18 protein-coding genes and 1 pseudogene are annotated in these 19,321 nt (G+C 71.3%); 7 read left to right on the top strand and 12 right to left on the bottom strand.

Annotated features, from left to right (window positions below):
- Window positions 1–99: 99 nt before the first annotated feature.
- Complete coding sequence (rfbC, locus tag HNR57_RS32340; protein ID WP_184565723.1) at window positions 100–705, bottom strand: dTDP-4-dehydrorhamnose 3,5-epimerase; 606 nt, start codon at window positions 703–705, stop codon at window positions 100–102.
- A 4-nt stretch (window positions 706–709) separates the two neighbouring features.
- Complete coding sequence (locus HNR57_RS32335) at window positions 710–2,653, bottom strand: glycosyltransferase family 2 protein (RefSeq protein ID WP_184565721.1); 1,944 nt, start codon at window positions 2,651–2,653, stop codon at window positions 710–712.
- 287 nt (window positions 2,654–2,940) lie between these two features.
- Between HNR57_RS32335 and HNR57_RS32330 the strand changes: the two genes are divergently transcribed.
- The 3 genes and pseudogenes from HNR57_RS32330 to HNR57_RS32320 all read left to right on the top strand — a co-directional run bounded on the left by HNR57_RS32330 (window position 2,941) and on the right by HNR57_RS32320 (window position 4,426).
- Complete coding sequence (locus HNR57_RS32330; RefSeq protein WP_184565719.1) at window positions 2,941–3,450, top strand: metallophosphoesterase family protein; 510 nt, start codon at window positions 2,941–2,943, stop codon at window positions 3,448–3,450.
- Between the two features lie 57 nt (window positions 3,451–3,507).
- A pseudogene (locus tag HNR57_RS32325) lies at window positions 3,508–3,729 on the top strand (methyltransferase domain-containing protein); the annotation flags it as partial.
- A gap of 31 nt (window positions 3,730–3,760) precedes the next feature.
- Window positions 3,761–4,426, top strand: a complete 666-nt coding sequence (locus HNR57_RS32320) for a TetR/AcrR family transcriptional regulator (protein ID WP_184565718.1) — start codon at window positions 3,761–3,763, stop codon at window positions 4,424–4,426.
- A 30-nt stretch (window positions 4,427–4,456) separates the two neighbouring features.
- Here the strand turns inward: HNR57_RS32320 and HNR57_RS32315 are convergent, their stop codons facing one another.
- The 6 genes from HNR57_RS32315 to HNR57_RS32290 all read right to left on the bottom strand — a co-directional run bounded on the left by HNR57_RS32315 (window position 4,457) and on the right by HNR57_RS32290 (window position 10,512).
- The gene (locus HNR57_RS32315; RefSeq protein ID WP_246555157.1) at window positions 4,457–5,695 is read right to left on the bottom strand and encodes a right-handed parallel beta-helix repeat-containing protein; all 1,239 of its coding nucleotides are present in this window, start codon (window positions 5,693–5,695) and stop codon (window positions 4,457–4,459) included.
- 405 nt (window positions 5,696–6,100) lie between these two features.
- A complete protein-coding gene (locus HNR57_RS32310; protein ID WP_184565713.1) occupies window positions 6,101–6,691 on the bottom strand; it encodes a carboxymuconolactone decarboxylase family protein in 591 nt (196 codons plus the stop codon).
- A 75-nt stretch (window positions 6,692–6,766) separates the two neighbouring features.
- Complete coding sequence (locus tag HNR57_RS32305; RefSeq protein WP_184565711.1) at window positions 6,767–7,819, bottom strand: alcohol dehydrogenase catalytic domain-containing protein; 1,053 nt, start codon at window positions 7,817–7,819, stop codon at window positions 6,767–6,769.
- A 26-nt stretch (window positions 7,820–7,845) separates the two neighbouring features.
- Window positions 7,846–8,853: an NADP-dependent oxidoreductase gene (locus HNR57_RS32300; RefSeq protein WP_184565710.1), complete on the bottom strand. Its 1,008-nt coding sequence runs from the start codon at window positions 8,851–8,853 to the stop codon at window positions 7,846–7,848.
- Between the two features lie 132 nt (window positions 8,854–8,985).
- Window positions 8,986–9,318, bottom strand: a complete 333-nt coding sequence (locus HNR57_RS32295; RefSeq protein WP_184565708.1) for a putative quinol monooxygenase — start codon at window positions 9,316–9,318, stop codon at window positions 8,986–8,988.
- A gap of 87 nt (window positions 9,319–9,405) precedes the next feature.
- The gene (locus HNR57_RS32290) at window positions 9,406–10,512 is read right to left on the bottom strand and encodes an XdhC family protein (RefSeq protein WP_184565705.1); all 1,107 of its coding nucleotides are present in this window, start codon (window positions 10,510–10,512) and stop codon (window positions 9,406–9,408) included.
- A gap of 193 nt (window positions 10,513–10,705) precedes the next feature.
- Here HNR57_RS32290 and HNR57_RS32285 point away from each other — a divergent pair, with 193 nt between their 5' ends.
- A complete protein-coding gene (locus HNR57_RS32285) occupies window positions 10,706–12,682 on the top strand; it encodes an elongation factor G (protein WP_184565703.1) in 1,977 nt (658 codons plus the stop codon).
- 82 nt (window positions 12,683–12,764) lie between these two features.
- Window positions 12,765–14,624, top strand: a complete 1,860-nt coding sequence (locus HNR57_RS32280) for a cellulase family glycosylhydrolase (RefSeq protein WP_184565701.1) — start codon at window positions 12,765–12,767, stop codon at window positions 14,622–14,624.
- Here the strand turns inward: HNR57_RS32280 and HNR57_RS32275 are convergent.
- Window positions 14,617–15,873, bottom strand: a complete 1,257-nt coding sequence (locus HNR57_RS32275; RefSeq protein WP_184565699.1) for a YncE family protein — start codon at window positions 15,871–15,873, stop codon at window positions 14,617–14,619. The genes HNR57_RS32280 and HNR57_RS32275 overlap by 8 nt on opposite strands.
- A 195-nt stretch (window positions 15,874–16,068) precedes the next feature.
- On the opposite strand from HNR57_RS32275, the gene HNR57_RS32270 reads away from it, so the two are divergent.
- Window positions 16,069–16,728: a TetR/AcrR family transcriptional regulator gene (locus tag HNR57_RS32270; RefSeq protein ID WP_184565697.1), complete on the top strand. Its 660-nt coding sequence runs from the start codon at window positions 16,069–16,071 to the stop codon at window positions 16,726–16,728.
- 204 nt (window positions 16,729–16,932) lie between these two features.
- On the opposite strand, the gene HNR57_RS32265 is transcribed toward HNR57_RS32270, so the two are convergent.
- Window positions 16,933–17,493: a TetR/AcrR family transcriptional regulator gene (locus HNR57_RS32265; RefSeq protein ID WP_184565695.1), complete on the bottom strand. Its 561-nt coding sequence runs from the start codon at window positions 17,491–17,493 to the stop codon at window positions 16,933–16,935.
- Between the two features lie 96 nt (window positions 17,494–17,589).
- On the opposite strand from HNR57_RS32265, the gene HNR57_RS32260 reads away from it, so the two are divergent.
- Window positions 17,590–18,198: a DUF2867 domain-containing protein gene (locus HNR57_RS32260; protein WP_184565693.1), complete on the top strand. Its 609-nt coding sequence runs from the start codon at window positions 17,590–17,592 to the stop codon at window positions 18,196–18,198.
- Between the two features lie 92 nt (window positions 18,199–18,290).
- On the opposite strand, the gene HNR57_RS32255 is transcribed toward HNR57_RS32260, so the two are convergent.
- Together HNR57_RS32255 and HNR57_RS32250 are read right to left on the bottom strand one after the other, a co-directional pair.
- Entirely contained in the window at window positions 18,291–18,641 is a 351-nt protein-coding gene (locus HNR57_RS32255) for a hypothetical protein (RefSeq protein ID WP_184565691.1), read from the bottom strand.
- Window positions 18,638–19,321: cytochrome c oxidase subunit I (locus HNR57_RS32250; protein ID WP_184565689.1), on the bottom strand; the 684-nt coding region annotated here is incomplete at its 5' end. The genes HNR57_RS32250 and HNR57_RS32255, both read right to left, overlap by 4 nt.

Below are 19,321 nucleotides of genomic sequence, written 5' to 3'. Positions count from 1 at the left end.
CCCGGGGGCGGCCGGCGCCGACGCCTTCCCGGCCCGACGCGACACAGGCCCGGACGCTTCACGCGTCCGGGCCTGCTGTGTGCCATGGGCGGCCCAGGCCTACGTCCCCTGCTCGCCCCGCAGTTCCGCGTAGTAGGCCAGGCAGGCCTCGTAGGACGGCAGCAGCCCCTGGCGTTCCGCCTCCGCCAATGTGGGGGCCTGCTCGTCCTTGGGGGAGAGGAGCGGGGTGATGCCCTCGGGCCACTCGATGCCGAGGGCCGGGTCGAGGGGGTGAATGCCGTGTTCACGGCCCGGGGCGTAGCCCTCCGAGCACAGGTAGACCACCGTCGCGTCGTCCGTGAGGGCCATGAAGGCGTGGCCGAGGCCCTCCGCGAGGAACATGGCGTGCCGCGTGTCGTCGTCGAGCCGTACGGCCTCCCACTTCCCGTAGTCGGGGGAGCCCACGCGGATGTCGACCACCACGTCCAGGACGGCACCGCGTACACAGGTGATGTACTTGGCCTGGCCGGGCGGCACGTCGGCGAAGTGCACGCCCCGCAGCACGCCCCGTCGCGAGACCGAGCAGTTGGCCTGGGCCAGCGACAGGTCGTACCCCGTCGCCTCGCGGAACTCCGCACCCCGGTACCACTCGTGGAAGCTGCCCCGGTCGTCCGGGAAGATCTTGGGCTCCAGAATCCAGGCGCCCTCTATACCCAGCGGTCGCATGCCGTCACCGCCCTCCGGTCCTGATGCGGGAATTCACCTTCCGGCGCGCGGCACCCAGGACGCGCCGCGCGCGCCGGGCCAGCCGTAGCGTCATACCGGGCCCGGGCGCCGGCGTCACCAGGACGCTCCCGCCCCCGGCCCGCAGGGCGAACGGAAGGCCGGTGAAACGCGCCTGGTCGGAGCCCGGGTTGAGGCACACGGCCACCCGCCAGACGTCGTCCGACAGTTCCTCGGAGGGCAGGTCGGCCGCCAGCACCGAGCCCGGCCGGTCCGCCTCGGGGGAGAGCGTGCCCGGCACCTCCACGATCCGGCGGGAGGAGACAAACCTCAGCCGCACGTCGGTGCCGCCCGTGACGTGTACCGGGAGCAGGACCCGGAACCGCCCGTCGGAGACGGTGACGTCCCCCAGCTGCACCCGGCCGAGCCCGAGCCGCTTGCCGCGCGGGCGGACCTCAAGGGAGAGGTTGCCGTGCGGTTCGGTCCAGTACGGCAGCACCGGTCGGTCGCCGACGAGGCCCACCTCGGGTGCCGCCCGGTCCTCGCGCGGCGCCGGGCCCAGCCGGCACTCCTTGGTCCAGCCGCCGGACTTCACCCGGACGAGTGCGTCCCAGGCGCCGTCTCGGGGCAGGGTGGCCGGGTCGACCGTGGCGGTCGCCCGCAGCACCAGCCGGACCTCCTCGCCGTCCCCGACCGGGACGGTCTCGCGCGTGAACTCCACCGGCTGGAAGTACTGCGCGGCGCTGGAGCGCTCCCGCAGCAGCAGATCGGCCGTGGCCTGCCCGAATCGCGCGGCGGTCTCCGAGGCCACCCACCGCACCGCCTCGGTGACGTCCTTCGGCACATCGGTCAGCGGCGTGGCCTCGGCACCGGCCGGGAACAGCATCGGCTCGCCGCCGGACAGGTACTCGGCCGTGAAGGCGATGCGGAGGGAGCCGTCGTGCCATGCGATGTCCCCGGGGGTGGCCTTGGGGGCGACGCCGGTCTCCCACTCCGCGAAGGCCACCACGTCGTCGTACCGGTCGGCCGCCGTCAGCGCGGCGATGACCTGCTGCGTCGGCTGCAGACCGGCGGCGACACCGGGCCCGAAGCGCTCGACGACGACCTCGTGGATCTCCGAGAACAGCTCCCTGCGGTAGTCGTCCGGCAGGTTCAGCAGACGCCGGGACCGCAGCCGCTCCACCATCTCCACCCGCAGCCAGCGCCGGAACAGCCGGTCGCGCACCGGACCGGGCTCCGTGTACCGCTCGACGACGTCGAGGGCCTCGCGCAGATTCCTGAAGTAGCCGACGGGGTCGAAGCGTTCGAAACCGGCGTTGGAGCCGTCGTCCCGCCGGAGGTGGTAGTAGCAGACGTAGTCGCTGAGCACGGAGACGTTCTCCGCGCGCAGATACGCCTCGGCGATGAAGACGTGGTCCTCCAGGCGCCGCCTGCCCTCGGGAAAGCGCAGGCCGATGCGGTCCAGGAAGGCCCGGCGGATCATCTTGTGCGGGGTGAGGCTGTCGATGAGCGGGGCGTTCTCGACGGTGGCGCGCGGACGGTTGCGGCGGAACAGTTCCACCGGCACCCCGCGGTTCTTGCCGGCCATCTTGCCCACGACGACGTCGGCACCGTTGGCCACACCGTAGTCGTACATCCGCTCCAGGGCCTCGTCGCCCAGGTAGTCGTCGTTGTCGACGAACATCACGAACTCGCCCTGTGAGGCCTCGATGCCGACGTTGCGGGGCTTGCCCGACCAGCCGGAGTTCTCCTGGTGGATGACCTTCATCCGGGGATCCTCGGCGGCGAGCGCGTCGAGCCGGGCCGGGGTCTCGTCGGTCGAGCCGTCGTCGACGAAGATCACCTCGAACTCGTCGGGAGGCAGCGACTGCCGCTGCAGCGAGGAGATGCAGTCCTCGATGTAGATCCCCGGGTTGTACACGGGGATGATGACGCTGACCTTGACCGGCATCGGGTTTCCGGGCCCCTTCGGGTCGCTCGCCGTAGACGTCCTGTTGTACTGCGTGTTGCCCGATGCTAACCCGCTCGGCGAGGCCGCCTCACCTTTCGAGACCTCGCCGTGATCATCTCTGACCGCGGGGCAATTGAGCTGCGGTGTCTGTCTGTTCACGGTCAAAGTGGGCTTCGGCCGGAGACCTCCACTCCGTATCCCTGCCCCACGGTACGCAGGCGCCACAGCGGGCCGCGGCGATTCATCCGTGTAAGTGGACAGGGAACGGCACCCTCTAGGGTGATGATGTGCGACTGCTCCTGATGTCCGACACCCACCTGCCCAAGCGTGCCAAGAGCCTGCCCGCACCCCTGCTCGCCGAACTCCCGCACGCCGACGTCGTCCTCCACGCCGGGGACTGGGTCGACGCGGACACCCTCGATCTGCTGGAGGCCCGCTGCCGTCGGCTCGTCGGGGTGTACGGCAACAACGACGGGCCGGAGCTGCGCGCCCGGCTGCCGGAGGTGGCGTACGCCGAACTGGAAGGGGTGCGGTTCGGCGTGATCCACGAGACGGGCGCCAAGCAGGGCCGGGAACAGCGGTGCGTCGCCCGCTTCCCCGATCTGGACGTGCTGGTCTTCGGTCACAGTCACATCCCCTGGGACACCACGGCTCCCACCGGCCTGCGCCTGCTCAACCCGGGTTCCCCGACGGACCGCCGCCGCCAGCCGCACTGCACGTACATGACCGCCACGGTCACCGAGGGGCTGCTCACGGACGTGGAACTGCACCGGCTGCCGCCCCGCGCACCGCGCTGAACCTGCCGGCCGGGCCCGTGACAGGATCGCCGCACGGGTCAGGACGAGGGGTACCTCCTGGACAACCGGCAGGCCGAGGCCGGAACGCGCTTCGACGCGCTGGCCGGGGGAGTCGAGGTGCTCCGCCACGACGTCGGCCGCGACGCACCCCCGGCCGGGCCCTTCGACCTGGTCCACGCCCGTCTCCTCCTGGTGTACGTGGCCGAGCGTGATGCCGCGCTGCGCACCATGGTCCAGGCGCTGCGCCCCGGCGTGTGGCTGGTGGTCGAGGACGGCGACGGCTCGCGGCTTCTCCCTTAGAGTCGGCCCCATGACGCAGGCACCGGCCCTGGACCGTGGCGCGCGGTCCCGTGACGCGATACTGGACACCGCCGGCGAGTTGATGTCGCGCCACGGCTACGCCGCCACGTCCATCTCGATGATCTCCAACGCGTGCGGTCTGCCGGTGAGTTCGATCTACTGGCACTTCCGCAGCAAGGACGGGATCTACGTCGCGGTGCTGGAGCGCGCCAGAACCGCACTGCTGGCCGCCCTGCCCCCGGCCGAGGTCCCGGGCGCCGATGTCGCGCAGCGCCTGGACACCTTCCTCACGAACCTCGCGGGCGCCTTCCGGCATCACCCGCGAGGTGTGAAGCTGCTGTTGGGGCTGGGCATGGTGCAGAAGGACGCCAGTGCGGCGGCCGTGGCCGAGGTGCGGCACTACCGTGACGCGCTGGTGGCCTGGTCCCGGGATTCCATCAGCTCCGTCTTCGCCCTGCGTGACCGCCCCGACCAGGCGGACGAGCTGGCGCGTTTCACGCTGAGGATGACGAGCGGAACCGCGGTGGCCCGTTGGTTCGAGCCGGACGCCGTCCTGGAGACCGAACCGCTGCGCGTGGCCCTGCTGGCGCTGGCCGCCCACCACGGCGTTACCGTGCGGGCCGCCCATCGCGGGGACGGCACCTCCGCCGGGATCACGCCCAGGCCCGCGTCCTGAGGTCCTGCCCCGATCGCGCGTGGCGCGGGGTCATGACACGGCCTCGTAGGAGCCGATGTCGCAGCCGGCGCCCTGGGGACGCGTGACGCCACGCTGGTCGGTGGCCGGGCAGTCGTCGGCCGCGTCCAGGCCGGGGCTGCCGGGCAGCAGCGCGACCGTGTCGGTGGGGCCGCCGTTGTTCGCCAGCGGTCCGGTCACGGGGGTGCGGCTGGGCAGATCGCCCGCGGCGGTCAGCCGGCAGCTGCCGTCGCCGTCGAGGTTGTGGCCCTGCGACGTGATGGTGGCGAAGGCCTTCTTGCAGTCGGCGGGCGCCCCGTCGACGGTGTTGTCCGCGATGACGGAGTTGCGCAGCGTCATGCGCCCGAGGGGCAGATCGACGAGGTCGGGGATCGGTGCGGGCAGACTGTCGAGATAGGCGGGGGCGATATTGATCCCGCCTCCGCCATCGCTGGAACGGTTGCCGGTGATGGTCGAGTTGAGGATCTTCACGAGCCCGGTGCCGCGGATGTCGATGCCTCCGCCGTAACCGGCGAGGCTCCCGGGGCGGTCGCCGGGGTTCGTCACCCGGTTGTCCGCGATCGTCGAGTTGGTCACGGTGCCGGTGTCGTCGAACCTGATGCCGCCGGCCTCTCCCGCGGCGTTCCCGCTGACGGTGCTCTCGATCAGGTCGAGGTGGGAGTCCGGGACATTGAAGATGCCGCCGCCGTAACCGGCGGAGTTCCCGCTCACGGTGACCCGGCGCAGCGTCATGTGGTGTCCGTTGGCGATCGCGCCACCACCGGTGTCGGTGATGGGCAGTTCGCGTTGCCTGGCCACCCCGCCGGTGATCGTCAGATCGGACAGCCGGGAGTCCGCCTGCATGCGGAAGGCCCGGTCCAGGCGGTTGGCGTCGATGACGGTGGTCCGTGCGCCCGCCCCCTTGATCGTGGTGGGGGCGGCGACGTTCAGGTCGCCCGTGGTGGGGTCGGGGTTGTCGCCGATGATCAGCCGCGGGTCGGGCGGGATCGTCAGCCGGTAGTGGCCGGGAGGCACCGTGATCGTACTGCCCGGCCGGGCGTTGGCGGCCATCACCGCGGCACGCAGGCTGCACCCACCCGAGGCGGTGCGGCACCGGCCGTCCGCGCCGTCGGCGTCGACCGCGTCGGACGTGGTGTCCACGGTGAACTCCGCAGGACCGGAGTCCACGGGCGCGGCGGCATGGGCGACGGGAGGCGCGGCGGTGGCGAGGAGGACTGCGGCGATCGCGGCCGTGACGGCTGTGCGTTTCATGGGGAACCCCTCTCGGCGAGGCATCCGGGCGTACCAGGACTCGGCTTCTGCGAGGACTTCGTGCTGGTGAGCGATGCGCGGCTCGTACGGGAAACGGCGTCGGCGCGTCCGAGGGCGCGCCTTCCGGGCGCAGCCCGCGGTCTGGAGGGAGCGTTCCATTCAGACCGGCCCGTGTCCATCGGCGAACCAGGAGTTGGCCGAATGGGGATGGCGCCGGCACGGGGGCACGCGCGGACGAGCGGGCCCGAAGCGGTACTCGCGGACGTAGGGGCGCAGGCGCGGCCGGAGAGCGGGCACGCGGCGGCCTCCGCGGCCTCCCATGCCGTGCCCGCACCGGCCACGAGCACCTCGCGGCCGGTCAGGTGAGGTTCGGTGGCTCCGGGGCGTCCCTCGCCCGTGGTTTCTTTACGACTCCGCGAAGCCGGTGGCGTCGAAACCGGGCTCCAGTTCCACGCCGGTGGCCTTCAGGAAGAAGGCCACCATGTGGTACTGCCCCACCAGCATGACGATCTCGATCAGTTCGGCTTCGCCGAAGTGCTCGGCCAGACCCTCCCAGGTGGTGTCGGACACCGTGGCATCGCGGTTCAGTTCGTCCGCCGCCCGGATCAAGTGCCTCTGCAGGCCCGTCCAGCCGGGTGCCTCCGGTCCTTCGCCGACGCGGTCGATGTCCGCGTCCGTGACGCCCTCGGCCCTCGCCAGGGGAAGGTGCCGGCCCCATTCGTACCGTGCGCCGGTGTTCCACGCCGTGCGCAGGATCAGTAACTCGCGCAGCTCGCCCGGCAGTCGGCCGCCGACGAGCAACTGGCCGCCGAACGGCAGGAACTGCTCGTAGAGATCGGGATGGCGGACGAGCGTGGTGAAGATGTTCGGGACCCCGCCCCCGGGGTCGCGCGGAGCGATGGTCAGCAGTTCCCGGGTCCGCGCCTCCCACTGTGCCTCGGGGAGCGGCGTCAGCCGCGGACGGGCCGGTCGGGCGGCTTCGTGGCGCTGTGACATGGCGGCCTCCTGTCTCCGGGGGTGCTCACCCCAGGAGACCGGCTGAACGCCGGGCAGGCGAGTGGCCGGGAGCGGTCAGCCGGCCGGGTCGAGAAGGATCTTGCGGACGCCGTCGGAGCGGCTCGCGAACAGTTCGTACGCGGCCGGGCCTTCGGAGAGGGCGAAGCGGTGGGAGACGACGACCTCGGGCTGGAGCCGGCCGGCACGGGTGAGGGCGATCAGAGGAGGGAGTTCGTAGTGCACCGAGCACAGCCCGATGGCGAACTCCAGTTCCTTGACCTGCGCCAGGTACATGTGGAAAGGGAAGGCCTTGTTCTGGCTGACCCCGATGACGCTGACCCGGCCCGCCTGCCGGACGGCCTTGAGGGCGAGTTCGATGGTGGCGTCGGAGCCCACGGCCTCCACCACGGCGTCCGGCCCACGGCCGGCGGTCATGTCCCGGATGGCCGCCCGCGCGTCGTCGCCCTCGACCGGCTCGACGCCCAGACCCGCGGCGAAGGCGCGGCGCTCCGCGACCAGATCCACACCCAGCACCCGGGCCGCGCCCATCGCGAAGGCGGACTGGGCGGCCATGAGGCCGACCGGGCCGAGGCCGATGACCAGGACGGTCTCACCGGGCTGGATGCGGGCACGGCGGCAGCCGTACCAGGCGGTGGGAGCGTTGTCCGTCAGGACGACTGCGGCGTCGTCGGAGATGTCCTCGGGCACGTGCACCAGATTGACGTCGGCGCAGGGCACGGCCAGGAGTTGCGCCTGGCTGCCCGGGAGCTTCGGGCTCACTCCGTAGCAGAGCTCCGTGCTCGACTTGGCGCGCTCGCAGCGGGCGGTGAACCCGGCCGCACACTGTCCGCACTGCGCGCAGCCGACGGAGGCGGGCACCAGGACCCGGTCGCCGGGCTTGAACCGGGTGACCTGGCCCCCGGTGTCGACGACCACGCCGACGCACTCGTGTCCCGGTGTGTAGCCCAGTTCCGGGCTGAACCCGTTGCCGCTGTAGATGTGCAGGTCGCTGCCGCAGATCCCGGCCGCGGTCACCCGCACCACCGCGTCGGCGGGGCCGGTGACGGCCGGGTCGGGGACCTCCCCGTAGCGGATGTCGTGACGGCCGTGGTAAGTCAGTGCCTTCATCGGATCTCTCCCTCTCCTCGGACCCGTCAGTCCGCGATCTTCAGCACCAGCTTGCCGTGGTTGTCACCGCGGAACAGGCGCATCAGGGTCTCGGGGAACTCCGCGACCGAGCCGGACACCACGTCCTCCAGGGACTTCAGCCGGCCCTCGGCCCGCCACGTGGCCATCTGCGCGATGCCCTCCGCGTACCGGTCGGCGTAGTCGAACACCACGATGCCCGTCATGGAGGCGCGGTTCACCAGCAGGGACAGGTAGTTGGCGGGGCCTTGCGGCTTGGTGCTGTTGTACTGGGAGATCGCGCCGCAGACGACGACGCGGGCGCCGCGCGCCAGCCGCAGCAGCACGGCGTCCAGAACGTCGCCGCCGACGTTGTCGAAGTACACGTCGACGCCGTCGGGGGCGTGCTCGCGCAGCGCCTTGCGGACGTCCTCGTTCTGGTAGTCGATCGCGGCGTCGAACCCGAACTCGTCCACCACCATCCGGCACTTGGCCTCGCCGCCGGCGATGCCGATGACCCGGCAGCCGAGGATCTTGGCGATCTGCCCGACGACGCTGCCGACGGCCCCGGCCGCTCCGGAGACCACGACGGTCTGCCCCGGCTCGGGACGCCCGACCTCGATCAGACCGAAGTAGGCCGTCAGCCCCGACATGCCGAGCGTGCCGAGATAGGTCGGCAAGGGGGCCGCCGCGGGGTCGACCTTGGTCACGCCGCGCCCGTCCGACACGCAGTACTCCTGCACGCCGAACGTGCCCGACACATGGTCGCCGACCGCGAACCCGGAGTGCCGGGAGGCGACCACCCTGCCCACGGCGCCGGCGCGCATCACCTCGCCGATCTCCACCGGGCGGATGTAGGACCTGCCCGCGTTCATCCATCCGCGCATCGCCGGGTCGATCGACAGGCAGAGCACCTGGACCAGGAACTCCCCGTCGCCCGGCTGCCCGGCCGGCTCCTCGGCGTGCTGCCAGTCGGTGGGACGCGGCTCTCCCACGGGACGTGCGGCCAGGCGTATCTGGTGGTTGATCGTGCTCATATGCGGCGACTCTCCTCGGCTGCATACCGTCCAGTCGGTACGGCCGTGAGCGTACGGGTGCCCGCCGTCCGAGGCAAGAGCTGGTCGGCTACGACTTACCGCTCATGCCGGTGGGCGGCCCTGGGCCGAGGGCTACTCCTGTCCCGGCACCGCCATCTCGCCGAGGAGCGACCAGTCGTCCTGCGGGACGTTCGCGTTCACGATGCGCGGTGTCTCGGCCAGATGCGGGGGCAGCGTCTGCTGCGCGGCCTTGAAATGCGCGGACTGCACGTGCGCCGCTCCGGCCGCGTCGTCGCGGAAGGCCTCGACCAGGACGTACTCCGACGGATCGTCCACGCTGCGCGACCAGTCGAACCACAGGCAGCCGGGCTCGGCGCGCGTCGCCCGGGTGAAGTCGGCGGAGATCTCGGGCCAGCGGTCGGCGTGCTCGGGGCGGACCCGGAACTTGGCGGTGATGAAGATCATGGGATTCCCTTCGCTGATGTGCTGATGGGGCGACACGATCGTACGGACCCGGATCGATGGCGGCGTGACCGGGAGCGGCGCTGATGATCAGGAGGACCGGTGCGGATGCACCGCCCCCTCCGTCGCGGACAGCGGCGCGCCGCTGCCGCCCCAGCGCAGCGCCACGATCTCGGCGGCGACGGACACCGCCACCTCCTCGGGCGTACGGGCCCCCAGGTCGAGACCGACCGGTGAGCGCAGCCGGGACAGCTCGGACTCCGTCAGCCCGGCCTCGGCCAGCCGTTCCGCCCGCTCGGCATGGGTACGGCGGCTGCCCATCGCCCCGATGTAGGCGGCCGGGCGGCGCAGCGCCTCCGTCAGCAGCGGCACGTCGAACTTCGGGTCGTGCGTCAGGACGCAGATCACCGTGCGCTCGTCCGTGCCGGTCTCGCGCAGGTAGCGGTGCGGCCACTGCGCGACCACCTCGACGCCCTCGGGGAAGCGCCGGGGAGTGGCGAAGACGGGGCGGGCGTCGCAGACGGTGACCCGGTAGCCGAGGAAATCCCCGATGCGGGCCACGGCCGCCGCGTAGTCGATCGCGCCGAAGACCAGCATCCGGGGCGGCGGCGCGAAGGACTGCAGGAACACGCTCACGGAGTCCTCGCGGCGCTGCCCCTCGGGCCCGTAGTGCCGCAGGCCGGTGGCGCCGAGTGCGAGTTCGCCGCGGGCGTCGGCGGTCACGGCCGCGTCCAGGCCGCTCGCGCCGAGCGTGCCGAGGGCCCGGTCCGGCCAGACGGCGAGGGCCGCCCCGCGCGGCGCCGGCCCGTCGGTCACGGTCGCCACCGTGACGGGCTCGCCCGCGGCGACCGCGTCCGCGACCGCGCCGAAGCCGGGATCCCGCTCGGGCGTGACCGCGCGCACCAGGACGGTGATCTCGCCGCCGCAGGTCAGGCCGACCGCGAAGGCGTCCTCGTCGCTGTAGCCGAAGGTCTCCAGACGGGCCTCGCCGCCCGCGGCGACCTCCTGCGCCAGATCGAACACCGCGCCCTCGACGCACCCGCCGGACACGCTGCCCACGACCTGCTCGTCCGGGCCCACCGCCATCGCCGCGCCCGGGTCGCGCGGTGCGCTGCGGCTGACCCCGACGACCGTGGCGAGGCCGAACGGGACGCCGGCCGCGTACCAGCGGCCGAGCACCGGGAGAACGTCACGCACGAGCCGCTCCTCTCCTTGCGCGCACCCCCGCCGGGTACCCCCGGCAGCGGTTAATTCCGTTGTGGTGCCCCGTGCCGGTCTGGTGCACTGCACAGGTCAGCGGCGTCACCGAGTCCGGAGGAGTTCCGAATGCGCACTGCGTGCATGTCCCCCCAGCCAGGAACGGACCTCTCTCCGAAGGACATGACGCTTCGTGCACATGCTCAACCTTGGAATTCTCGCCCATGTCGACGCGGGTAAGACCAGCCTGACCGAGCGGCTGCTCCATTCGGCCGGGGTGATCGACGAGATCGGCAGAGTCGACGACGGGAACACCCGCACCGACACCCTCGCCCTGGAGCGGCAGCGCGGCATCACCATCAAGTCCGCCGTCGTCTCGTTCCCGCTCGACGGCGTGACCGTCAACCTCATCGACACCCCCGGTCACCCGGACTTCATCGCCGAGGTGGAACGGGTCCTCGGCGTGCTGGACGGCGTCGTCCTCGTGATCTCCGCCGTCGAAGGGGTGCAGGCGCAGACACGGGTGCTGATGCGGACGCTCCAGCGGCTGCGCATCCCGACCCTGCTCTTCGTCAACAAGATCGACCGGAGCGGGGCCCGCCACGAGGCGGTGCTGCGGGAGATCGCGGCCCGGCTGACCCCCGCGATCGTGCCGATGGGGACCGCCGCCGGCCTCGGCACCCGGGCGGCCCGCTTCACCCCCTCTCCCGGACCGGCGGCCGGCGCCCTCGACGTCCTGACCGGGCACGACGACGCCCTGCTGGCCGCGTACGTCGAGAACACCGTCACGGACACCCTGCTGCACGGCTCGCTCGTCGCGCAGACCCGGGAGGCGCTCGTCCACCCGGTGTACTTCGGTTCCGCCGCGACGGGCGCGGGCGTGGCGGCGCTCCTGTCCGGCATCGAGACGCTGCTGCCGACGGCCGGCGGGGATGCGGACGGGCCGGTCTCCGCGACCGTGTTCAAGGTCGACCGGGGCCCGGCGGGGGAGAAGGTCGCCTACGCCCGGATGTTCTCCGGGACCCTTCGCACCCGCGATCGGGTCCCCTTCGGAGGGGACGGCGCCGAGGGCCGGGTCACCGGCATCAGCGTCTTCGGGCACGGCGCGGACACCCGTGCGGACTCCGTCGCGGCCGGCCGGATCGCCCGCCTCACCGGGCTGGCGGACATCCGCATCGGCGACGCGATCGGCGAACCCCGCAAGGCGTACGAGCACGTCTTCGCCCCGCCGACCCTGGAGACGGTCGTCGTCCCCGGCCCGGATGTGCACAGGGGGGCGCTCCACCTCGCCCTCACCCAGCTCGCCGAGCAGGACCCGCTGATCGGCCTGCGCCACGACGAGCGCCGCCGGGAGACCTCCGTCTCCCTCTACGGCGAGGTCCAGAAGGAGGTCATCCAGGCCACCCTCGCCGACGAGTACGGGCTCGACGTCGGCTTCCGCGAGACGACGCCGCTGTGCGTCGAGCGGCCCGTCGGCTCGGGGCAGGCGGCGGAGTTCATCAAGAAGGACGCCAACCCGTTCCTCGCGACGGTCGGTCTGCGCGTCGATCCGGCGCCGGTCGGCTCGGGTGTGGACTTCCGGCTGGAGGTGGAGCTCGGCGCGATGCCGTACGCCTTCTTCAAGGCCGTGGAGGACACCGTGCGCGAGACCCTCGACCAGGGTCTGCACGGCTGGCAGGTCACCGACTGCGTGATCACCATGACGCACAGCGGCTACTGGCCCCGCCAGAGCCATGCCCACCAGGGCTTCGACAAGAGCATGTCGAGCACCGGGGCCGACTTCCGGGGCGTGACCCCGCTGGTGCTGGTCGAGGCGTTGCGGCGGGCCGGGACGCGGGTCCACGAGCCGATGCACCGCTTCCGCGTCGAGGCGCCCGCCGACACCCTCGGCGCCCTGCTGCCGGTCCTCGCCCAGCTCGCGGCCGTACCCGAGACGACCCGGAACCGGGACGACGTCTGCGTCCTCGAAGGCACCGTGCCGGCCGCCCGGGTGCACGCCCTCGGACAGCGGCTGCCGGGGCTCACCCGGGGCGAGGGCGAGCTGGAGAGCTCCTTCGCCCACTACGCGCCCGTCACGCACGGCACGATCCCCGAGCGTCCGCGCACCGACCACAACCCGCTGAACAGGAAGGAGTACTTGTTGAACGTGACACGAAGGGTCGGTGGCTGACGTGTGAGGGTTGCCCGAGAGGGAACTTACTCCAGAGTCAGGGGTGTTGACGGTGTCCTGATATCGCCGGACTGTAGTGGACATGCCGACTATCCGAGCGCGTCTCCTGGTCGTCCTGATCGTCCTCTTCGGTTCGGTGTCGGTGGCGGGCGTCCCGCCGGCCGCCGCCGCGCCCCCTCCCGGCTCCCTCTGGTTCGACGACCCGGCCGTCACCGTGCGGGACGGCCGCTTCACCGACGCCCACGGCCGCGAGATCGTGCTGCGCGGCTTCAACGTCTCCGGCGAGACCAAGCTCGCGGAGAACAAGGGCCTGCCCTTCGCCTCGGTCGCCGACGCCCGCACGTCGGCGACCGCGCTGCGCGCCCTCGGCGGCGGCAACACCGTCCGCTTCCTGCTCTCCTGGGCCTACGCCGAGCCAGAGCGCGGCCAGGTGGACACGGCCTACCTGGCCGCCGCCACCGACCAGATGAAGGCCTTCCTCGACGCCGGCATCCGCGTCTACCCCGACTTCCACCAGGACCTCTACTCCCGGCACCTGTTCGACACCGACAGCTGGTACACCGGCGACGGCGCCCCCAAGTGGGCGGTGGACGCCGGCAACTACCCGGACGAGTCCTGCGGGATCTGCCTCTTCTGGGGGCAGAACATCACCCAGAACGAAGCCGTGAAGCGCGCCACGTACGACTTCTGGCACAACGCGCACGGCGTGCAGGACGCTTTCCTCGCCACCGCCCAGAAGACCATGGAGTACGTGCGGCAGCACCTGGGCGCGGACCAGTTCAAGGGCATCGCCGGCTTCGACCCGTACAACGAGCCGCACGCGGGCGTCCACGACTCCGGGCAGACCAGCCGGGCCTGGGAGAAGGACGTGCTCTGGCCGTTCTACGAGAAGTTCCGCACGCGCATGGACACGGCCGGCTGGCGCGACAAGCCCGCCTTCGTGGAGCCGAACCTCTTCTGGAACGCCAACCTCGACTTCCAGAAGCAGGAGGGTGGCCTGCTCGACGCCGGCACCCTCGGACCGCGTTACGTCTTCAACACCCACTTCTACGACCAGAAGGCCATCTCCGGCGTCTTCATGTGGGGCAAGGCGGCCGACGGCCAGTACGCGGGCGACTTCCGCACCGTCCGCGACCGGGCCGCCGCGGCGCGGACGGCCGCCGTGGTCAGCGAGTTCGGGCACCCCTTGGCCGGCAACGTCTCCGACAAGGCGCCGACGGTCCTCAAGGCGATGTACCAGGCCCTCGACTCCCGCCTGAAGGGCGCCGACTGGTGGACCGACCCGGCGGCCTCGGGACCCGTGCTCTCCGGCTCCCAGTGGCAGTGGGACATCTACAACGGCCGCCACCGCGAGCTGATGAACGGCAACCCCGACAAGGTCCTCACCACCGGCGACGCCTGGAACGACGAGGACCTCTCCGCCGTACGCCTCGACGACGCGGGCAAGCCGGTGCTGCGCCAGGACGCGCGGCTGCTGGACCGGCTCTACCCGAGCGCCACGGCCGGCCGGACCGTCGGCTTCACCTACGAGGACCGCTCCCGGGACGGCTCGACGACCCTGACCTGGAACCCGGTGCCCGGCTCCCTGCCGAACGTGCAGCGGCTGGTGGGGTCAGGGCAGTACGGGCTGCTGCTGTGGCGCTCGGACGGCGGGCCGGCACCCACCGAACTGCACCTTCCGGCGAGCTTCCCGACGGCGTCCACCACGGTCGTCTCCGACCTGGGCACGGCCCACGCCCCGCCGGCGTACACCACCTCGACCCCGGTCGGCGTGGCCCCGGAGCCCGGCGGCACGGGAAGCCGCCGCCTGCTGCTCACCGCGCCGGACTCGGGCGTCCTGCACTACGCGCTGGTGACCAACGGGGCGGCGGCTCCCTCGGCGGACCTGCTCGCCGCGGCCCGCTCGGAACTGGCGGCCTGGGCGGCGAAGGAGGTCAACTAGCGGACGGGCTCGTCCAGTCGGCCGCCACATGGCCGAGCCGGACGCGCTGCGGGTGGTCACCGACCGGCACGGACACGAACTTCTTCCCGGTGGCGAAGTCGATGGCCGTGACCTGGTCGGTGCCGCTCTCGGAGACCACGCAGGACTTGCCGTCACCGCTGACCGTGGCCCAGTAGGGCTTGGAGGCGGTGACGAGCGGGCCCTCCTGGAGGGTGGCGCGGTCGACGACGGTGGCGTAGTCGTCCATCGTGCCCGCGACGCACAGCTTCCTGCCGTCCGGGCTCATCGAGATGCCGTGGTGGCGCGAGTCGTTGACGAAGGTCGTGCGGTCGTCGCTCGTGGCCGGGTTCTTCGGCAGGGTCTTGGTACGGGTGATCTTGTCGGCGGCGATGTCGTACTCGAAGAAGCCGTTGAAGAAGGAGACCTGGAAGTACAGCTTCGACTCGTCCGGCGAGAAGACGGCCGGGCGGACCGCGTCGGAGTGGTCCTTGAGGCCGAGCGCGTCCAGCTGCGGGCGCATGTCGATGACCTTGACCTGCTTGAACGTGGTGGCGTCGACGACCGTGACGCGCCGGTCGCCCTTCGTCCAGTCCAGCCACGGGGCGTCGGTCTGCGTGTTCACGTCGCCGATCGCCATGTTGTAGATGTACTTGCCGTCCTGGGTGAAGATGTTCTCGTGCGGCTTGTCACCGGTGCCGAACTTGCCCAGTTCCTTGCCGGAGACGATGTCCAGGACGTGCACGGTGTTCGAGGTCGACGCCGACACCGCCACCCGCTTGCCGTCGGGGGAGACCGCCATGTGGTCGGAGCGGTAACCGGACACGGGGAAGCGCCAGTTGATCCGCCCCGAGGCGAGGTCGATCGACACGACGTCGGCGAAGCTCGGCCGGGAGACGACCACCGACTTTCCGTCCGGCGTCGAGTACATGTCGTCGACGAACTGGTCGTGGCCCTCGCCGACGCTGTTGCGGATCGCCATGAAGTAGATCCACTTGATCGGGTCGGCGTTGATCGCCGCCATCCGCTCGTCCTTGTCGGGGATGACGTTGATCCGGCCGATCTTCGCGAAGTCACCGGTGGACCGGATGACGTCGGCGGTGCCGTCCCAGTTGTTGCCCACGAACAGCACCTCGCGCAGCGCGGCGGAGGAGCCCGGGGCGGCCGCGGTGGCGGCGGTCGCGGGGGCGGTGACGGTCAGGGCGAGGGCTGCGGCTACGGAGCACAGGTGCCGGCGTCGGAAGACGGGCATGGCTGCTCCCCTCTCTGCTGGGGGGTCTCTGCTGGGGGGTGAGCACGGTGAGTGGGACATGCCAAAGTGGGGCGCGCTGGAATCTGAACACACGTGCTTTCAGAGTCAACTTACTGCAAAGTAAGGAAGAGGCGGCCTTCTCCACAAGACCGCGTACACGACAAAATCGGTGTTCGACCGACGAGGGGAGAGCCGGTGCCGGGCAGACTCAGAGCGCCGACCGGCCGCTACGGCGGCAAGACCGCGCAGGAGCGCCAGGCCGAGCGGCGCCGGCGGTTCCTCGACGCCGCGCTCCAGCTGTTCGGCGACACCCCCGGCTTCCGCTCCACCACGGTCGCGGCCCTCAGCGAGACGGCCGGGCTCTCCACCCGCCAGTTCTACGAGGAGTTCCGCACCCTGGAGGACGTGCTCGCCGCGCTGCACCTCCAGGTCAACGGCTGGGCCGAAGCGGCCGTGCTGGAGGCGGCCGCGGGCGCCACGGACCTGCCGCTCGTCGAACGCGCCACCGCCATCTTCCGCGCCTACGCCAGGAACGTCGCCGCCGACCCGCGCCGGATCCGCATCACCTTCGTCGAGATCATCGGCGTCAGCCCCCGCCTGGAGGAGCAGCGGCTCGCCCGGCGGGCCGGCTGGGTCGACCTCATCTGCGCCGAGGCCGACGCGGCCGCCGCACGCGGAGAGGCCGCACCCCGCGACTACCGCCTCGCCGCGACGGGTTTCATCGGCAGCGTCAACGGCCTGCTGCACGACTGGAGCGCCGGCTGGGTCGACGCGACCCTCGACGAGGTCGTCGACGAACTGGTCCGGCAGTTGCTGGGGATCTTGTGGCCGCCGGGGTGGAAGCCGGAAGGGTGACGGCAGTCGCCAAGTGCGGGGGAGCGTCCTGCCGCACGCCGCACGGCCCCTGACCGGTCCCGGTCCCTGCCGGGCGGGACCTGCGTCGGCGCTCCCCGGAGCAACTCACGGCCACCGCCGTGAGACCGGCACCGCGGACCAGGGGCCGGACGGCGGCGCCTGAGCCAGGTACCGAGGTGCCCCTCTCGACCAGGTTCTGACCGGCTATTGGCTCAACAAGCGCTTCCTGACCGCGGCGAGGACTTCCGTGCGGCTGCGCGGGCCGTTGTCCGCTGCGATGAGGTGGTCGCCGATGCGCAGCGAGAAGGTGATCAGGCAGCGGGCCTCGACATCGCCCTCGTCGGGACAGAAGGCCCCGTAGAGCTCGCGCAGATAGTCCATGCGCCGGTTGTCGGCCCGGCGGAGGCAACGCGCGACCTCTTCGTCGCGCCGGGCCCAGTCGCGGATGGCGAGCTCGACCCCGGCGCTGGTCACGCGGGTCTCGCTCGATCCCACGAAGTCGAAGAGCCGCCCGAGCCGTTCGCGGGCGTCGCCCCCGTCGCGCTCGATCCGCTCGATGACCTCCTCGGTGACCGCTCGCTCCCAGGTGTCGAGCATCTCCTCCAGCAGGCCGGCACGGTTGCGGAAGTAGCCGTAGAAACCGCCTTTGCTGACGCCGAGCGCCTGGGCGAGGACCTCGACCCGGACAGCCTCGGGGCCGCCGGCGGCGAGCGCCCGCAGCCCCTCCTCGATCCACTTGTCCCGTGGCGTACGGATCGCGCCCATGCTGTGTCTCCCCTCACATGTCCCGGCCAAGTATACGGAGCCGTATAGATGGGTCTATGCTCGATCTATACGCCACCGTATAGACAAGGATCCGCCATGAGCGATCTGCGCCTTCCCTCGACCGACCACACGTCCCGCCCCTGGCGGATACACGAGATCGCCGGCGACTTCCAGCTCGAGGATCTGTGGGCGCTGCCCACGCCGGGCGGCCCGGACGACCTGCACCACCTGGTCCAGCAGATGGCGGGTGGCGAGGGCGGTCCGGACGGCGGCAACCGCGTGGGTCGCTTCCTCTTCGCGGTGCGCTGGAAGCTCGGCGCGCTGCTCGGCTGGGACAAGCCGGACTCGGGAGTCGGCGGCCGGGTGGCGAGCCTGCGCGAACGGCTGCCGGACGACCTGCGCGAAGGGCCGCAGGGGCCCGACCTCAGCTCGGCGCCCTTCACATCGGTCTTCCAGACACACGACGAGTGGGCCGCCGAGTACGCCAACAAGACCATGCACGGGGTGATGCACATCGGCTGGGTCTCGGACGGGAACGGCGGCTACCGCGGCCAGATGGCCGTCCTGGTGAAGCCCAACGGCCGCCTCGGCTCCCTGTACATGCTCGGCATCAGACCTTTCCGGTACCTGGGGGTGTACCCGGCCCTGATGCGGTCGATCGGCCGGGAGTGGGGGGAGAACACGGCGCGCCGAACGGCACGCTGACGCCTACCCTCCCTGTGACCCAGGCTCCACCCGAGCCCCTGCTCCTCTAACGGCGGGGGCTCGGGCGAAAGCAAGAGGGGCACCGGAACCGCTCAGACCGACACCAGCACCACGAGGTCCACCGCCACCAGCAGCGCGACCGTCAGCAGCAGTCCGGCCAGCAGCCGTGCGCGGAGCGCGCGGTACACCTTCTCGTACTCGCTCCGCAGTTCCTCCCCGCGCCGGACCGTGCGCTGCCACGACGCCCGGGCCAGGGCCAGATGCTCCGCCGCGAACTGCCGTTCCATCTCCGCCCGTTGCGCCTCAGGCAGCCAGTCGAGCCCGGCGGCGAAGCGAGCAGCGGCGTTCTGGGACTCCTCGCGTGCGGCGGCGGCCAGTAGATGGCCCTCGACCTCGTTGTGGAACGCCCGCAGGTCCACGGGGAGCCCTTCCATGGCGGTCATCGGAGCGTCAACTCCCGCTCCGCCGCTGCGATGGCGTCGTGGTGCAGGTCGAACGCCGGGGACTCGCTGCGGATCCGCGGCAGGGCTATGAAGTTGTGCCGCGGCGGCGGGCAGGAGGTCGCCCACTCCAGGGAGCGGCCGTAGCCCCACGGGTCGTCGACCGTGACTCTCTCGCCGTACTTCGCCGTCTTCCACACGTTGTAGAAGAACGGCAGCATCGACATGCCGAGCAGGAACGAGAAGACGCTCGACACCGTGTTGAGCGTGGTCAGGCCCTCCACCGCCAGATAGTCCGGGATCCGCCGCTGCATGCCCCCGGCGCCGAGCCAGTGCTGGACCAGGAAGGTGCCGTGGAAGCCGATGAACAGTGTCCAGAAGGTGATCTTGCCGAGGCGCTCGTCCAGCATCCTGCCGGTGAACTTGGGCCACCAGAAGTGGAAGCCGGCGAACATCGCGAACACGACCGTCCCGAAGATGACGTAGTGGAAGTGGGCCACCACGAAGTACGAGTCGGAGACGTGGAAGTCGATCGGCGGCGAGGCCAGCAGCACACCCGTCAGTCCGCCGAACACGAACGTGATCAGAAAGCCCGTGGCCCAGAGCATCGGTGTCTCGAAGGACAGCGAGCCCTTCCACATCGTGCCGATCCAGTTGAAGAACTTCACCCCGGTGGGGACCGC

The sequence above is a fragment of the Streptomyces paradoxus genome (assembly GCF_014202475.1).
In the GTDB taxonomy this organism is placed as follows: domain Bacteria; phylum Actinomycetota; class Actinomycetes; order Streptomycetales; family Streptomycetaceae; genus Streptomyces; species Streptomyces paradoxus.
This window is presented reverse-complemented; position numbering and strand designations above follow the sequence as displayed.

Coding starts and splice junctions, on each gene's coding strand:
- HNR57_RS32335 (WP_184565721.1), bottom strand. CDS start 2,653: ATGCCGGTCAAGGTCAGCGTCATCATCCCCGTGTACAACCCGGGGATC.
- HNR57_RS32280 (WP_184565701.1), top strand. CDS start 12,765: ATGCCGACTATCCGAGCGCGTCTCCTGGTCGTCCTGATCGTCCTCTTC.
- HNR57_RS32305 (WP_184565711.1), bottom strand. CDS start 7,819: ATGAAGGCACTGACTTACCACGGCCGTCACGACATCCGCTACGGGGAG.
- HNR57_RS32260 (WP_184565693.1), top strand. CDS start 17,590: ATGAGCGATCTGCGCCTTCCCTCGACCGACCACACGTCCCGCCCCTGG.
- HNR57_RS32265 (WP_184565695.1), bottom strand. CDS start 17,493: ATGGGCGCGATCCGTACGCCACGGGACAAGTGGATCGAGGAGGGGCTG.
- HNR57_RS32315 (WP_246555157.1), bottom strand. CDS start 5,695: ATGAAACGCACAGCCGTCACGGCCGCGATCGCCGCAGTCCTCCTCGCC.
- rfbC (WP_184565723.1), bottom strand. CDS start 705: ATGCGACCGCTGGGTATAGAGGGCGCCTGGATTCTGGAGCCCAAGATC.
- HNR57_RS32255 (WP_184565691.1), bottom strand. CDS start 18,641: ATGACCGCCATGGAAGGGCTCCCCGTGGACCTGCGGGCGTTCCACAAC.
- HNR57_RS32310 (WP_184565713.1), bottom strand. CDS start 6,691: ATGTCACAGCGCCACGAAGCCGCCCGACCGGCCCGTCCGCGGCTGACG.
- HNR57_RS32320 (WP_184565718.1), top strand. CDS start 3,761: ATGACGCAGGCACCGGCCCTGGACCGTGGCGCGCGGTCCCGTGACGCG.
- HNR57_RS32300 (WP_184565710.1), bottom strand. CDS start 8,853: ATGAGCACGATCAACCACCAGATACGCCTGGCCGCACGTCCCGTGGGA.
- HNR57_RS32295 (WP_184565708.1), bottom strand. CDS start 9,318: ATGATCTTCATCACCGCCAAGTTCCGGGTCCGCCCCGAGCACGCCGAC.
- HNR57_RS32275 (WP_184565699.1), bottom strand. CDS start 15,873: ATGCCCGTCTTCCGACGCCGGCACCTGTGCTCCGTAGCCGCAGCCCTC.